The organism is Variovorax sp. P4_D9, assembly GCF_056401695.1.
Window position 1 is genome coordinate 1 of sequence record NZ_JBFUIU010000170.1, and the last position, 13781, is coordinate 13781.

15 protein-coding genes and 2 pseudogenes are annotated in these 13781 nt (G+C 68.6%); 9 read left to right on the top strand and 8 right to left on the bottom strand.

Features of this window, described 5'->3' with window-relative positions; all coding sequences use genetic code 11:
• The 5 genes and pseudogenes from AC1DY5_RS19235 to AC1DY5_RS19255 all read left to right on the top strand — a co-directional run.
• A partial coding sequence (locus AC1DY5_RS19235; RefSeq protein WP_478113858.1) for an MBL fold metallo-hydrolase occupies nucleotides 1–563 on the top strand: 563 nt, incomplete at its 5' end.
• 55 nt (nucleotides 564–618) lie between these two features.
• Complete coding sequence (locus AC1DY5_RS19240; protein ID WP_478113860.1) at nucleotides 619–1941, top strand: leucine-rich repeat-containing protein kinase family protein; 1323 nt, start codon at nucleotides 619–621, stop codon at nucleotides 1939–1941.
• Complete coding sequence (locus tag AC1DY5_RS19245) at nucleotides 1938–2840, top strand: pseudouridine synthase (RefSeq protein ID WP_478113862.1); 903 nt, start codon at nucleotides 1938–1940, stop codon at nucleotides 2838–2840. The genes AC1DY5_RS19240 and AC1DY5_RS19245 overlap by 4 nt, the downstream gene beginning before the upstream one ends.
• A gap of 99 nt (nucleotides 2841–2939) precedes the next feature.
• The gene (locus AC1DY5_RS19250) at nucleotides 2940–3710 is read left to right on the top strand and encodes an SDR family oxidoreductase (protein WP_478113864.1); all 771 of its coding nucleotides are present in this window, start codon (nucleotides 2940–2942) and stop codon (nucleotides 3708–3710) included.
• Nucleotides 3711–3877: 167 nt separating this feature from the next.
• Nucleotides 3878–4270: pseudogene (locus AC1DY5_RS19255) on the top strand (cupin domain-containing protein); the annotation flags it as partial.
• A 232-nt stretch (nucleotides 4271–4502) separates the two neighbouring features.
• Here AC1DY5_RS19255 and AC1DY5_RS19260 read toward each other — a convergent pair.
• Together AC1DY5_RS19260 and AC1DY5_RS19265 are read right to left on the bottom strand one after the other, a co-directional pair.
• Nucleotides 4503–4679, bottom strand: coding sequence for a hypothetical protein (locus AC1DY5_RS19260; RefSeq protein ID WP_478113883.1), 177 nt, complete (start codon nucleotides 4677–4679; stop codon nucleotides 4503–4505).
• Between the two features lie 22 nt (nucleotides 4680–4701).
• A pseudogene (locus AC1DY5_RS19265) lies at nucleotides 4702–4896 on the bottom strand (helix-turn-helix transcriptional regulator); the annotation flags it as partial.
• Here AC1DY5_RS19265 and AC1DY5_RS19270 point away from each other — a divergent pair.
• Complete coding sequence (locus AC1DY5_RS19270) at nucleotides 4876–5232, top strand: FAD-dependent monooxygenase (protein WP_478113866.1); 357 nt, start codon at nucleotides 4876–4878, stop codon at nucleotides 5230–5232. The pseudogene AC1DY5_RS19265 and the gene AC1DY5_RS19270 sit on opposite strands and share 21 nt — an antisense overlap.
• Here AC1DY5_RS19270 and AC1DY5_RS19275 read toward each other — a convergent pair.
• The 6 genes from AC1DY5_RS19275 to AC1DY5_RS19300 all read right to left on the bottom strand — a co-directional run bounded on the left by AC1DY5_RS19275 (nucleotide 5181) and on the right by AC1DY5_RS19300 (nucleotide 11623).
• A complete protein-coding gene (locus tag AC1DY5_RS19275) occupies nucleotides 5181–6059 on the bottom strand; it encodes a M48 family metallopeptidase (RefSeq protein ID WP_478113868.1) in 879 nt (292 codons plus the stop codon). The two genes, AC1DY5_RS19270 and AC1DY5_RS19275, sit on opposite strands and share 52 nt — an antisense overlap.
• A 10-nt stretch (nucleotides 6060–6069) precedes the next feature.
• Nucleotides 6070–6837: a lysophospholipid acyltransferase family protein gene (locus AC1DY5_RS19280; protein WP_478113870.1), complete on the bottom strand. Its 768-nt coding sequence runs from the start codon at nucleotides 6835–6837 to the stop codon at nucleotides 6070–6072.
• The gene (gene gmhB / locus AC1DY5_RS19285) at nucleotides 6837–7412 is read right to left on the bottom strand and encodes a D-glycero-beta-D-manno-heptose 1,7-bisphosphate 7-phosphatase (RefSeq protein ID WP_478113871.1); all 576 of its coding nucleotides are present in this window, start codon (nucleotides 7410–7412) and stop codon (nucleotides 6837–6839) included. The genes AC1DY5_RS19280 and gmhB overlap by 1 nt, the downstream gene beginning before the upstream one ends.
• Before the next feature lie 10 nt (nucleotides 7413–7422).
• A complete protein-coding gene (gene glyS, locus AC1DY5_RS19290; RefSeq protein WP_478113873.1) occupies nucleotides 7423–9567 on the bottom strand; it encodes a glycine--tRNA ligase subunit beta in 2145 nt (714 codons plus the stop codon).
• 5 nt (nucleotides 9568–9572) lie between these two features.
• Nucleotides 9573–10478: a glycine--tRNA ligase subunit alpha gene (glyQ, locus tag AC1DY5_RS19295; protein WP_478113875.1), complete on the bottom strand. Its 906-nt coding sequence runs from the start codon at nucleotides 10476–10478 to the stop codon at nucleotides 9573–9575.
• A gap of 77 nt (nucleotides 10479–10555) precedes the next feature.
• Nucleotides 10556–11623: an asparaginase gene (locus AC1DY5_RS19300; protein WP_478113876.1), complete on the bottom strand. Its 1068-nt coding sequence runs from the start codon at nucleotides 11621–11623 to the stop codon at nucleotides 10556–10558.
• 178 nt (nucleotides 11624–11801) lie between these two features.
• Between AC1DY5_RS19300 and AC1DY5_RS19305 the strand changes: the two genes are divergently transcribed.
• The 3 genes from AC1DY5_RS19305 to AC1DY5_RS19315 all read left to right on the top strand — a co-directional run.
• Nucleotides 11802–12482, top strand: a complete 681-nt coding sequence (locus AC1DY5_RS19305; RefSeq protein WP_478113877.1) for a TetR family transcriptional regulator C-terminal domain-containing protein — start codon at nucleotides 11802–11804, stop codon at nucleotides 12480–12482.
• 108 nt (nucleotides 12483–12590) lie between these two features.
• Nucleotides 12591–13178 (top strand): NAD(P)H-dependent oxidoreductase, encoded by a 588-nt coding sequence (locus AC1DY5_RS19310; RefSeq protein ID WP_478113879.1) that lies wholly within the window; start codon nucleotides 12591–12593, stop codon nucleotides 13176–13178.
• Between the two features lie 22 nt (nucleotides 13179–13200).
• Nucleotides 13201–13781: creatininase family protein (locus AC1DY5_RS19315; protein WP_478113881.1), on the top strand; the 581-nt coding region annotated here is incomplete at its 3' end.

Consider the following 13781-nt stretch of genomic DNA (forward strand, 5'->3'; position numbering starts at 1 on the left):
ACATGGTGCCTTCGGTGCCGGCGAGCTTCGTTCGAATGCTCGATGGCGACGACGTCATGATCGGCGGCCGCGCCTGGCGCTGCATCAGCGGCTACGGCCATGCGCCCGAGCACATCGCGCTGTATTGCGAGGAGCTCAACGTGCTGCTGGGCGGCGACATGATGCTGCCCCGCATCTCGACCAACGTGAGCGTGCATGCCGGCGAGCCCGAGGCGAACGCGCTGCGGCTGTTCCTCGACAGCATCGAACGCTTCAAGTCGCTACCGGTCGACGCGCTGGGGCTGCCGTCGCACGGCAAGCCCTTCACCGGTATCCACCGCCGCGTCGAGCAGTTGCAGGAGCATCACCGCGACCGCCTGGCCGAGCTGCTGGAAGCCTGCGTCGCACGGCCGCACAGCGCCGCCGAGGGCCTGCCGATCCTGTTCAAGCGCGCGCTCGACCTGCACCAGATGACCTTCGCGATGGGCGAGACCGTGGCCCACCTGCACCTGCTGTGGTTCTCGGGCCAGGTGCAGCGGAGGCTGGGCACCGACGGCATCTACCGCTTCGGCGTCTTTTCATGAGTCGACCGGCCGCTCCGAAGGCGAGGTCTGGAGCGCGCTGCGCAGGGCTTGCGCCATGACGGACCTGGTCCGCCTGCGCGCGGGCGAGCTGGCCGGGGCGAAGCGGCTCGACCTGAGCTGCGGCCTGAGCGAGTTTCCGCCCGAGATCTTCGATCTGGCGGACACGCTCGAGGTGCTGAACCTCTCGGGCAATGCGCTGAGTTCGCTACCGCACGACCTGCCCCGGCTGCATCGGCTGCGCGTGCTCTTCTGCTCCGACAACCAGTTCACCGCCTTGCCCGAAGTCGTCGGGCAATGCAGCGGACTCGAGATGATCGCCTTCAAGGCCAACCGCATCGCGCATGTGCCCGCGGCCGCCTTGCCGCCGGCGCTGCGCTGGCTGATCCTGACCGACAACCAGATCGGCGCCCTGCCGGCCGAACTCGGCGAGCGCCGGCGGCTGCAGAAGCTCATGCTCGCCGGCAATCGCCTGCAGGCGCTGCCCGAATCGATGGCGGCCTGCCGCGCCCTCGAGCTGCTGCGCATCTCGGCGAATCGCTTCGAGGCGTTGCCGGGCTGGCTGCTGTCGCTGCCACGGCTGTCCTGGATCGCCTTCGCGGGCAATCCCTTCGACGAGGCGCCCGAAGCGCACGCGATCGATGCCCAGCCGACGCGGGCCATCGACTGGCGCGAGCTCTCGCTGAAGCAGAAGCTCGGCGAAGGCGCCTCGGGCGTGATCCACCAGGCCGATTGGCGGCCGCCGGGTGGCAGCCACCGGCCGGTCGCGGTGAAGCTGTTCAAAGGCGCAGTCACCAGCGACGGCTGGCCGCACAGCGAGATGGCAGCCTGCATCGCGGCCGGGCCGCATCCGGGCCTGATCCCGGTGCTGGGACGGGTCGAGAACCATCCCGACGCGAGCTCGGGCCTCGTGCTCGAGCTGGTGGACCCGGGCTTTCGCAACCTGGCCGGCCCGCCGAGCCTGCAGTCCTGCACCCGCGACGTCTACGCCGACGGTGCCCGCTGGTCGCCACAGACTGCGCAGCGCATGGCGCGCGGCATCGCTTCGGCGGTGGCCCGGCTGCATGCGCGCGGCATCCTGCATGGCGATCTCTACGGCCACAACATCCTCTGGAACGGCCGCGGCGAGGCGCTGCTCGGCGACTTCGGCGCGGCTTCGTTCCTGCCGCGCGACGATGACGCCCAGTCGGAGGCACTGCAGCGGGTCGAGTCCCGCGCCTTCGGCTGCCTGCTCGAAGAGCTGTTGGAGCGTTGCGAGCCGGCGGATGCCGCGGTGCACGCCTTGCTGGACGGGCTGCGGTTGCGCTGTCTCGATGACGACCCCGCCGCGCGCCCGCTGTTCGACGACATCGTCGCGACCCTGGGGCCTGCCCTGACATGACCCGCCTGCCGCTGCCCGTGCGCGATGGCGTCGGCCCGAGCTGCGTCGCGCTGCCCGAGGGGGGCGACTGGCCGACGATCGAGGATTTCCTGGTGCAGCGCTTCGCGGCGATTCCGCGCCCCACCTGGGAAGCCCGCATCGAAGAGGGCGACGTGGTCGACGAGCATGGCGTGCGGGTCACCCGCGCACGGCCCTACCAGCCGCGGCTGCGGGTCTACTACTACCGCGCGCTCGACACGGAGCCCGTCATTCCGTTCGACGAACAGGTGCTGCACCAGGACGCGCACCTGCTGGTGGTCGACAAGCCCCATTTCCTGCCGGTCACGCCGGTCGGCAAGTACGTGCAGCAGAGCCTGCTGGTTCGGCTCAAGCGCAAGCTCGGCCTCGATCACCTGGCGCCGCTGCACCGGATCGACCGTGAGACCGCGGGCCTGGTGCTGTTCTCTGTGCAGCCGGCTGGCCGCGGCCCCTACAGCGCGCTGTTCGCCGAGCGCGCCATCCACAAGCGCTACGAGGCGATCGTGCCCTGGCGGCCCGGCCAGGCGCTGCCGGCCATGCGCCGGAGCAGGCTCGCGTCCGATACGCACTTCATGCGTATGTCCGAGGTCGCCGGCGAGCCCAACGCCGAGACGCATTTCGAACTGCTCGAGGCGCACGGCGGCTGGGCGCGTTTGGGCCTGTCGCCGGTCACCGGCCGCCGGCACCAGTTGCGGGTGCACTGCGCGGCCCTCGGCATGCCGATCCGCAACGATGCGATCTATCCCGCGCTGCGGCCGGAAGGCAGCGACGACTTCGACCATCCGCTGCAACTGCTGGCGCGGGAAGTCGCCTTCCTCGATCCGCTGAGCGGCGCCGAGCGGCGCTTCACGAGCCTGCGCTCGCTGGCCCTGCCGGCCTGAACTGGCGCCAAGGTGACGCCGGGCGACCGAATCGCGCACTAAGCTCCGGGAAGCCGTTTTCGACCGGCAACTGCATCGCAACCCAAGGAGACACACCGCATGGACACCACCCGACTCTTCTCGCTCGAGGGCCGCACCGCGCTCATCACCGGCGGCTCGCGCGGCATCGGTCGCATGATCGCCGAGGGCTTCCTGGCCCAGGGCGCCCGCGTCTACATCTCGGCCCGCAAGGCCGCGGCCTGCGACCAGACCGCCAAGGATCTGTCGGCCTTCGGCCATTGCGTCTCGCTGCCCGCCGACGTCTCGACCGTGCAGGGCGCGCAAGCGCTGGTCGAGGCCTACGCGAAGCACGAGGGCTCGCTCGACATCCTGGTCAACAACGCCGGCGCGGCCTGGGGCGCGCCCTATGCCGAGTTCCCCGAAAGCGGTTGGGACAAGGTGGTCGACCTGAACCTGAAGACGCCCTTCTTCCTGACCCAGGCGCTGACGCCGATGCTCAAGAAGGCGGCCACCGACCACCTCGCCAAGGTCATCAACATCGCCTCGATCGACGGCATCTCGGTCAACCCGCAGGAAACCTACTCGTACGCGGCCAGCAAGGCCGGCCTGATCCAGCTCACCCGCCGCATGGCGCTGCGGCTGGCGCAGGACCGGATCGTGGTCAGCGCGATCGCGCCGGGCGCCTTCGCCTCCGACATGAACAAGGACGCGCGCGACCACGGCGACGAGGTCAAGGCGCGCATTCCGGCCGGCCGCATCGGCGAGCCGGAGGACATGGCGGCAGCCGCGATCTACCTGGCTTCGCGGGCCGGCGACTACGTGATGGGGTCGACGCTGGTCGTGGACGGCGGCGTGACGCACGCGCGCTGAAGGCGCGCCGACCGAGCTTCGAATGGAGCGCGCCGAGAAAGACATCCTGAGTCACATCCTGTCCGTCTACAAGGCGGACCGGGCGGTGTCGGCTAGGTTCACGCTTTCCGCGCCTCGGGCCACCTTGGGCCTTGCATTCCACCGGGGTGGAGGGTCCCCTCATCCGGATGTGCACGGGGGAGCCCTACTGGATCCAGGCGGGGCCGGTCGAACCCGTGCAGATCGGCCCCGGAGACATCGTCGCGCTGCCGCACGGCGAAGCGCACACCATCTTCTCTTCGCCTTCCATCGAGCCGACACCGCTTCGCGAGGTCATTTCGGCCCACAGCGTCGGAAGGCATTGGGATCATCCGATCGTCTTCTCGCATGGAGGAGGCGGCAAGGCGACCCAGCTCTACTCCTTGCACCTGTGGATGCCCGTCGTCGGGCTCGGCCAGGTGATGTCGGACCTGCCGAGCCTGTTGATCCTGAGGAAGAAACGGGTTGCAGTGGCGCCCGTGCTGGCATCGATGATGGAATCGCTGGTCGACGAGACCATCACCCAAAGCCCGGGATGGCAGCTCTCGGTGGCGCGCATGGCGGATCTGCTGCTGGTCCACCTGCTCCGCGCCCATCTTGCAGCGGAGTCGACCGCCGGGACGGGACTTCTGCGCGGGCTGTCCGACGACAGGATCGCCCGGACCATGGCGCTGATGCACGAGCGACCGGACGAACCCTGGTCGATCTCCACCCTGGCACGGGCCAGCGCGATGTCGAGAACGATCTTCTGCGAAAGGTTCCGGACCCGTTGCGCTAGTGTTCGAGGTCCGGGTTGCTGCTTCCTTCGAAGCTCAGCAGGGGCTCGCCGTCCGTGTTGGCCACGGTTTCGGCGCGCTGCTGGTTGTTGCCGGCCTCGATGGACTTGACCAGCGAGAGTTCGAGTGCGCGATTCCGAACCTCGGGAATGATCCTCTGCCTGATCTTGCTCATCCGCACGGCTCTTGACATAGGCCGCGGGTGTCATGCCGGCCCAGCGCTGAAAGGCCCGGGCGAATGATTTCTCTGACTCGTAGCCGACGGCCAGCGCGACCTCGTACAGGGAAAACCGCTGGTTCGACAGCTTCTCGGCCGCGACGGCCATCCGGCAAGCCGCGAGGTACTGCATGGGGGCGATGCCTACCAAGGCGTGATCGGGGATGCAGCCCATGCCTCGACGCCGTTCATGGGACAGGGCGGCGCGATGGCAGTCGAAGACGCCATCGTCCTGGCGGAGATGCTCGGCGCCCCTGGCATCGTCGACGACACCCTGCAAGCCTTCGGCGCCCGCCGCTACCCGGCTTGCAAGTTCGTGCAGGATGCTTCGAGACGGGTCGGGGAGGCCGGCGCGACAGAAGACCCGCAGAGCTGCACGCTCAGGAACGCAAGAATGCGCTCCGCCCAGCAGCAGGTCGATGCGTTCTATCGTACGAAATGCTGGGGCGCTGATCACGCCTACCAGCGCGGCACCGGCTCGTCCTTGAGCTGCCGGCGCATATGCTGGTAGTCGGGCATCACGCTCTCGACCGTTTCCCAGAAGCGCGGGCTGTGGTCCATCACGCGCAGGTGGCTGAGCTCGTGGGCGACCACGTAGTCGATCACCGACATCCGGAAATGCACCAGCCGCCAGTGCAGCCTGATCGCGCCGTCGGCGCTGGCGCTGCCCCAGCGCGTCGAGGCGTTCGACAGCGACAGCTTGTGCCAGGCCACGCCCAGCCGCGGCGCGAAATGGTCGAGTCGCTCGACGAAGATGCGCCGCGCCTGGCGCATCAGCCAGGCCTGCGCGGCATCGCGGATCTGCGCCGCGCTCGCGTTCTTCGCCAGCGCCAGCCGCAGCACCGGCGCGTCGCTGCCGTCCCCGCCGGCGTCGAGCACCCCGCCCACGCCATCGAAGGCATGGTGCGGATCGAGCCGCAAAGTCACCTGCTGGCCCAGGAACGGGAAAGCGACGCCGTCCTTCCATTCGATGCGCGCCGATTCCAGCCGTTCATGGCGCTGCTGCGTCTCGGTCAGCTTGCGCAGGATCCAGTCGCCTTTTTCCTTGACGGCGGCGTCGACGTCGCGCAGCGCCACCCAGCGCGGCGCCCGCACCGACAGGCCCTCGACGCCGACCACGAAGCCGATGGTGCGGCGCTTGCCACGCGTGAACTCGTAGGCCACGCGCGCATCGCCCAGCTTGACCTCGCGCGTGGCGCGCGGATGGGTGAAGCTCGCGGGGCTCAGCGCGTCGGCCAACGGGATCGGCGGCTTGTGGGGCCCGTCGGGCGGCAGCGGATCCGGCTCGACCGTCTTCGCGTCGAACAGGTCGAGAGTGAACTGCAGCAGGCCGCGCATGGTTCAGGACTCAGGCTGCTGTCGACGCCGCCGGGGCGGCATTCGGCGCATAGGCCTCGGGATCGAGCCGTCGCATCTCGGCCTCGATCCAGGCCTCGACTTCACGCATCAGCTCGTCGGGCTTGCGGCCCACGCTCGAGATGGCCGGGCCGATCGACACATCGACCACGCCCGGGCGCTTGACGAAGGCCTTGCGCGGCCAGACCTTGGCCGAGGTCACCGCGATCGGCACCACCGGCACGCCGGTTTCGCAGGCGAGCCGTGTGCCGCCGCTCTTGTAGTTGCCCTTCTGGCCGCGCGGGATGCGCGTGCCCTCGGGGAACATGATGATCCAGATGCCCTGCTCGAGCAGCTTGCGGCCCTGCGCCACGACCTTGTTGAAGGCCTGCGTGCGCTGGCTGCGGTCGATGTGGATCATGTCGAGCCGCGCCATCGCCCAGCCGAAGAAGGGCACGTAGATCAGCTCCTTCTTGAACACGAAAGCCAGCGGGTGCGGCATCAGCGTGGGCATCAGGAAGGTCTCGTAGGTCGACTGGTGCTTGACCAGCAGCACGCAGCCGGCGAGCTTGTCGGTCGGCAGATTCTCCATGCCGGTGACGCGGGTGCGGATGCCCAGCAGCACGCGGGCGCCACCGATCGCCCAGCCGAGCCAGGTCACGGCCATCCAGTACAGCGGGATGCCGCGCTTCCAGAGCGAACTGACGCACATGATGATCCCCCAGGGGACCACGGTGACGAGCATCCACAGCGCGTGGATCACGGATCGGACGAAGTCCATCAGACAGCCACTTTCAGCGTATCGCGCTCTTCGCGTTCCAGCAGGAAATCGACGAAGGCCGCCAGGTCCTCGTGGACGCGGGTGTTGGGCGGGTACTCGGGGGGCAGGGGCACACCGCGGAAGGCCTGGCCCATGCCGGTCAGCAGCAGGTGCGGCTCGCAGCCGGCGGCGGCACCGGCCTGCAGGTCGCGCAGGCTGTCGCCCGCGGTGGGCACATGGGTCAGGTCGACGCCGTAGCGCTCGCCGATCTGCAGGAACAGGCCGGGCTTGGGCTTGCGACAGTCGCAGCCTTCGTCGGGGCTGTGCGGGCAATAGAACACCGCATCGACCCGGCCACCGACGGCCGCCAGCATCTTGTGCATCTTGGCGTGCATCGCGTTGAGCGAGGCGACGTCGAACAGCCCGCGCCCAAGGCCCGACTGGTTCGAGGCGATGACCACGTGCCAGCCCGCATGGTTGAGCCGCGCCACGGCCTCGAGCGCGCCCGGCAGCGGCGTCCACTCGATGTCGCTCTTGACGAAGTCCTCGCGGTGCACGTTCAGCGTGCCGTTGCGGTCGAGGATGACGAGTTTCATGGTGTGCCGATCAGGTCGCCAGCCGCTCGAGCTGCGCCACCCGGTTCATCGCCGCATGCAGCAGCATCAGGAGCCCGAGCCGGTTGAGCCGCAGGTCGGCCTGCTCGGCATTCACCATCACGTCGTCGAAGAAGGCATCGACCGGCCCGCGCAGCGCTGCCAGCGTCTGCAGCGAGGCGGTGTAGTCGCCCTTGTCGAACTGCGCGTCGGCCACTGGCACGACCTGCCGCATCGCGGCGTGCAGCGCCTTCTCGGCCGGCTCATGCAGCAGCAGCTCGCTGACGTGGGCGTCGGCCTCGGGCGATTTTTTGAGGATGTTGCCGATGCGCTTGTTGGCTACGGCAAGCGCAGGCGCCTCGAGCAGCGCGGCGAAGGCACGCACCGCCGCCAGCAGCTGCGGCACCTCGCCCAGGCGCTGCGGACGCGGCGCCAGCACGGCGTCGACCTCCTGCGCGCTGGCGCCCTGCTCGCGCAGGCTGCCGGCGAGGCGGTCGTAGATGAAGGCTTCTAGCGCATCGGTCGGATCACTCAGCTCGAGCTCTGCGGACTTGTGGACGCCGAAGGCCGCGAAGGCGCTGCCGAGCACGGCGCGCAGCTCCAGCGGCAGCCGGCGCTCGATCAGCATGCGGATCACGCCCAGCGCATGGCGGCGCAGCGCAAAAGGGTCGCGGTCGCCGGTCGGCAGGTTGCCGATCGCGAACATGCCGACCAGGGTCTCGAGCTTGTCGGCCAGCGCGACCACGATGCCGACCGGGTTACGCGGCAGCTCGTCGCCCGCGAAGCGCGGCTTGTAGTGGTCCTCGATGGCATCGGCCACCGCGTGCTCCAGGCCGTCGTGCAGCGCGTAGTAGCGGCCCATGGTGCCCTGCAGTTCGGGGAACTCGCCGACCATGTCGGTCACCAGGTCGGCCTTGGCCAGCTGGGCGGCCTGCGTCGCCTGGCGCGCCAGCGTGGCGTCGCCGAGCTGCTCGGCCAGCGCGCGCGCGATCCGCATCACGCGCTCGACCCGCTCGCCCTGGGTACCGAGCTTGTTGTGATAGACCACCTTGGCCAGCGACTCGACCCGCGAGGCCAGCGACTTCTTGCGGTCCTGGTCGAAGAAGAACTTGGCGTCGGCCAGCCGCGGCCGCACCACGCGCTCGTTGCCGCCGATCACCGCGCTGGCATCGTCGGGCCGGATGTTGCTGACCACCAGGAACATGTTGGTCAGCTTGCCGGCGGCGTCGAGCAGTGGGAAGTACTTCTGGTTGGCCTTCATCGTGAGGATCAGGCACTCCTGGGGCACGTCGAGGAACTCGCGCTCGAACTCGCACACCAGCACGTTCGGCCGCTCGACCAGCGCCGTGACCTCGTCCAGCAGCGCATCGTCAAGGATGGCCTGCGTGCCGCCTCCGACAGTCTCCGCCGCTTCGGCGAGCTGGCGGGCGATCTCGAGGCGACGCGCCTCGAATCCCGGGATGACCGCGCCCTGCTCGCTCATCTGCTCGGCATAGCTGTTGGCGTCGCGCAGCTCGATCGGATCCACCGAGGCCTCGAAGCGGTGGCCGTGGGTCTGCCGGCCGGCCGTGAGCCCGAGCGCATGCACCGGCACGACGGCGTCGCCGTACAGCGCCACCAGGCCGTGCGCCGGCCGCACGAAGCTCACGCTGGTCCAGCCCGGCAGCTCGCAGTTCGTCTCGAGCTGGTAGCTCATGACCTTCGGGATCGGCAGCTTGGCGATCGCCTCGGCCAGCGCCTTCTGCAGCCCTTCGGCCAAGGTCGCGCCCTTGGCGACGGTCTGGAAGAACAGCGCTTCGGCCTTGCCGTCCATCGCGCGCTGAAGGTCCGGCACCGCGCTGGCGTCGGCGCCCAGCGCCGCCAGCCGCTTCAGCAGCGCGGGTGTCGGCTGGCCCGCGGCATCGAAGCCCACGGTCACCGGCATCAGCTTCTGCGAGACCGCCTTGTCGGCGGCCTGTGCCTGCACGTGGGTCAGGTGGGCCGCCAGCCGGCGCGGCGAAGCGTAGGCAGTGAGCACCGAGCCGGCATCGGCCAGGCCGAGCGCGACCAGCTGGTCGCGCAGCACCGTGGCGAAGGCGTCGCCGAGCTTCTTCAGCGCCTTCGGCGGCAGTTCCTCGACGAACAGTTCGACGAGCAGGTTCTTCTGGAGGGTCGTCATATCGCTCAGGCCGCCTTCTTCGTCATCTGGGCAACCCACTCGCGCGGCGCCATCGGGAAACCGAGCCGCTCGCGGCTTTCGTAGTAGCTCTGCGCAACGCTGCGCGCAAGGTTGCGGATGCGGCCGATGTGGGCGGCGCGCTCGGTCACGCTGATCGCGCCGCGCGCGTCCAGCAGGTTGAAGCTGTGGGCCGCCTTGAGCACCTGCTCGTAGGCCGGCAGCGCCAGCTGGGCCTCCATCAGCGCCTTGGCCTGCTTCTCGTGGGCGGCGAAGGCGGTGAACAGGAAGTCGGCGTCGCTGTGCTCGAAGTTGTAGGTCGACTGTTCGACCTCGTTCTGCTTGAAGACGTCGCCGTAGCTGAGGCCTTCGGTCCACTTCAAGTTGTAGACGTTGTCCACGCCCTGCAGGTACATGGCGAGGCGTTCCAGCCCGTAGGTGATCTCGCCGGTGATCGGCTTGCAGTCGATGCCGCCGACCTGCTGGAAGTAGGTGAACTGCGTCACCTCCATGCCGTTGAGCCAGACCTCCCAGCCCAGGCCCCAGGCGCCGAGCGTCGGGTTCTCCCAGTCGTCCTCGACGAAGCGGATGTCGTTCTTCTTCAAGTCGAAGCCGAGCGCCTCGAGCGAACCCAGGTAGAGCTCCAGGATGTTGCTCGGCGCCGGCTTCAGCACCACCTGGTACTGGTAGTAGTGCTGCAGCCGGTTCGGGTTCTCGCCGTAGCGGCCGTCCTTGGGGCGGCGGCTCGGCTGCACGTAGGCCGCCTTCCAAGGCTCGGGGCCGAGGGCGCGCAGGAAGGTCGCGGTGTGCGAGGTGCCGGCCCCGACCTCCATGTCGTAGGGCTGCAGGAGCGCGCAGCCCTGGGCATCCCAGTAGGCTTGGAGCTTGAGAATGATCTGTTGGAAAGTCAGCATGGTTGGCCTGGTGGCCGCAGGAGGGCAAAGCGCCCCCTAGGCGGCGAACCGGCCATTTTACGAGCGGCCGGGCGGGCTCAATACTCCCAGAAGATCCGCTGCAGTTCCTTCGTATCTTTGGTCTTAGTGAGCGCCACCATCGCCAGAATGCGCGCCTTCTGCGGCCGCAGGTCGTGCGCCACCACCCAGTCATACTTGTCGTCGGGCTGCTCGGCGTTGCGGATCACGAAGCCGTCCGGCACCCGCGAGCTGCGGATCACCAGGATGCCGTCGGCGCGCACCTTCTGCAGCTGCGGCACGATGCGGTCGGCCACCGAGCCGTTGCCGGTGCCGGCATGCACCAGCGCCTTGATGCCGCTCGCGGCCAGCGCGTTGATGGCGACCGACGTCACGCCTTCATAGCCCAGCGCGATCTCGACCGGCGGCAACGCGTCGATGCTCTCGATGTCGAACTCGGACTGCATCGTGTGGCGCTTCACCGGCGCCCGGAACCAGTAGTTGCGGCCTTCGACGATCATCCCGAGCGGGCCCCATTGGCTCTTGAAGGCCTCAGTCTTGATGTTGACCGTCTTGCTGACGTCGCGGCCGCTCTGGATCTCGTCGTTCATGGTGACCAGCACGCCGCGGCCGCCGGCGTCCTTGCTTGCCGCCACGTTGACCGCGTTGAACAGGTTCAGCGCGCCGTCGGCCGACATCGCGGTGCCGGGCCGCATCGAGCCGACCACGATGATCGGCTTGGCCGTGTGCACCGTCAGCGTGAGGAAGTAGGCGGTCTCTTCGAGCGTGTCGGTGCCGTGGGTGATCACGATGCCGTCGACGTCGGGCTGCTTGGCGAGGGCCGAGACGCGCTTGCCCAGGGTGAGCAGGTTGTCGTTGGTGAGGCTTTCGGAGGCGATCTGGAACACCTGCTCGCCGCGCACGTTGGCCACCTTGGAGAGTTCGGGCAGGCCCGCGATCAACTTGTCGACCGGCACCTTGGCGGCCGAATAGGTGGCGCTGTTGACGGCCGAGGCCCCGGCGCCGGCGATGGTGCCGCCGGTGGCCAGGATCACGACATTCGGCAGCGACTGGGCGTGCGCGACGGCGGCGGCGGCGAGCAGCGCGGCAGCGCCCGCCATGGCGCGGAATCGGGAAGCGAAATACATCGAAGCTCCTTGGGGAGGTTGGTGCGGAGGGGCGAGACGATACCGGAACGCGGCCCATCCGGCGCAGACGCCCGATGCCGTGCATGCATGCGGTCATGCCGGCCGGCCGGCCGGGCCCGGTGGCGCAGCAAGATCCGGGCAAGCGCTACCATCGCGAAGCGGCGTCCCGCCGAACAAGATGACTTCCGAGATTCTTTCCTCCGAGCGCCAGGCCGCGCAGCAGATGCCGGCCCCCACCGGCCCGCTGTCGCGCGCCCGGCCCGGGCGCGAGCGCATCCTGGCCGCCATCCGCAGCGCGGCGATCGCCGAATTCAGCCTGCATGGACTCAAGGGCGCCTCGACGCAGGCGATCGCGGCCCGCGCCGGGCTGACCAAGCCCCAGTTGCACTACTACATCGCCGGCAAGGAAGAGCTCTACGAAGAGCTGCTGATGCAAGTGCTGCACGACTGGAAGGTGGTGTTCTCGTTCGAGGACCACGCCGGCGCCCCGGCGGCGGTGCTTGGCGACTACATCCGCAAGAAGCTCGACCACGCCTTCGACAGCCCCGAGATCTCGCGTATCTTCACGCGCGAGGTGCTCGACGGCGGCCGCAACCTCGAGCGCTACTGGCCCAACGCCCGGCTCTGGACGCAAAAGAAGGTCGACATCATCAACGGCTGGATCGCGCGCGGCCTGATGCGGCCGCTCGATGCCCGCCTGCTGCTGATGCACATCTGGGCCATGACACAGAGCTATGCCGACTACGCGCTGCAGACGCGCGTGATGCTCGGCCTGCCGCCCGACGCGCCAATCGACCGCGAGCCGATCGCGCGCGAGCTGGTCGCGTTCGTGCTCGGCGGCTGCGGCATCAAGGCCTAGCTTCCCCGCCACGGGAGCAAACCCACTTTGCCCGCTTTTGGTGCGGAGGCGCTGGCACGTCGCTTGCGTAACCTGACCACTTGCTCTGATTAAGCGGTCAAACAAACCATGCGCGTGCTCGTCGTCTACTGCCACCCGGTCGAAACCAGCTTCCACGCGGCGCTGCACCAGGAGGTGCTGCGCAAGCTGCGCGCCGCCGGCCACGAGGTCGACGACTGCGACCTCTATGCCGAGGGCTTCGACCCGGTGCTGTCGCGCGAGGAGCGCCTGGGCTACCACGAGGTGCCGAGCAACCAGCTGCCGCTGAAGCGTCACGTCGAGCGCCTGCAATGGGCCGAAGGCATCGTGTTCTGCTTTCCGACCTGGTGCTTCGGCCTGCCGGCGATGCTCAAGGGCTACTTCGACCGGATCTTCATGCCCGGCGTCGCCTTCGACCTCAGCGACCCGAAGAAGGTCAAGCCGATGCTCACGAACATCAAGCGCATCTCGGCCGTCGTGACCTACGGCCGCCCGCGCTGGCTCGCCTGGTACATGGGCGACCCGCCGCGCAAGATCGTCACCCGCTACATGCCGCGCCTCACGGGCGGGCAGGCGCGAGTCGACTACCACGCCCACTACCACATGAACGTGGCCACCGAGCCGCAGCTGAAACGCTTCATGCAGCGCGTCGGCCAGGCCATGGCCCGCTTCGCCTGACCCCTTCCGTCACAGGACTCCCATGCTCCACGGCTACATCCCGCCCCACCGCTTCCTGCCCTACCTGAGCTGGACCGAGATCGATGCGCTGCCTGATCGAGAGAACACCGTCATCGTGCTGCCCTGCGGCGCCATCGAGCAGCATGGCCCGCACCTGCCCTGCTCGGTCGACAGCGTGATCGCCTCCGGCGTGATGGGCAAGGCGCTTGAGCGCCTGCCGCCCGAGGTGCGGGCCTTCGCGCTGCCGACCGTCACCTACGGCAAGTCGGAAGAGCACCTGCACTTCCCGGGCACGATGACGCTGACCGGCACCACGCTGCTCTCGACCGTGATCGAGATCGGCGAGTCGGTCTATCGATCGGGCTTCCGCAAGCTGCTGTTCGCCAACGGGCATGGCGGCCAGCCCCAGGTGCTCGAGATGGCGTCGCGCGAGTTGCGCCTGCGGCACGGCGACTTCGTGGTCGTGCCACACGGCGTGTCGCGGCTGCCGAACGCTTCCAGCAAGCAGATCAGCGAGCAGGAAAAGCGCCTGTCGATGCATGCCGGCCATTCCGAGACCGCGCTGATGCTCGCGCTGGCGCCCGACACGGTGCACATGGAGCG

Coding starts and splice junctions, on each gene's coding strand:
- AC1DY5_RS19240 (WP_478113860.1), top strand. CDS start 619: ATGACGGACCTGGTCCGCCTGCGCGCGGGCGAGCTGGCCGGGGCGAAG.
- AC1DY5_RS19245 (WP_478113862.1), top strand. CDS start 1,938: ATGACCCGCCTGCCGCTGCCCGTGCGCGATGGCGTCGGCCCGAGCTGC.
- AC1DY5_RS19250 (WP_478113864.1), top strand. CDS start 2,940: ATGGACACCACCCGACTCTTCTCGCTCGAGGGCCGCACCGCGCTCATC.
- AC1DY5_RS19260 (WP_478113883.1), bottom strand. CDS start 4,679: ATGAGCAAGATCAGGCAGAGGATCATTCCCGAGGTTCGGAATCGCGCA.
- AC1DY5_RS19275 (WP_478113868.1), bottom strand. CDS start 6,059: ATGCGCGGCCTGCTGCAGTTCACTCTCGACCTGTTCGACGCGAAGACG.
- AC1DY5_RS19280 (WP_478113870.1), bottom strand. CDS start 6,837: ATGGACTTCGTCCGATCCGTGATCCACGCGCTGTGGATGCTCGTCACC.
- gmhB (WP_478113871.1), bottom strand. CDS start 7,412: ATGAAACTCGTCATCCTCGACCGCAACGGCACGCTGAACGTGCACCGC.
- glyS (WP_478113873.1), bottom strand. CDS start 9,567: ATGACGACCCTCCAGAAGAACCTGCTCGTCGAACTGTTCGTCGAGGAA.
- glyQ (WP_478113875.1), bottom strand. CDS start 10,478: ATGCTGACTTTCCAACAGATCATTCTCAAGCTCCAAGCCTACTGGGAT.
- AC1DY5_RS19300 (WP_478113876.1), bottom strand. CDS start 11,623: ATGTATTTCGCTTCCCGATTCCGCGCCATGGCGGGCGCTGCCGCGCTG.
- AC1DY5_RS19305 (WP_478113877.1), top strand. CDS start 11,802: ATGACTTCCGAGATTCTTTCCTCCGAGCGCCAGGCCGCGCAGCAGATG.
- AC1DY5_RS19310 (WP_478113879.1), top strand. CDS start 12,591: ATGCGCGTGCTCGTCGTCTACTGCCACCCGGTCGAAACCAGCTTCCAC.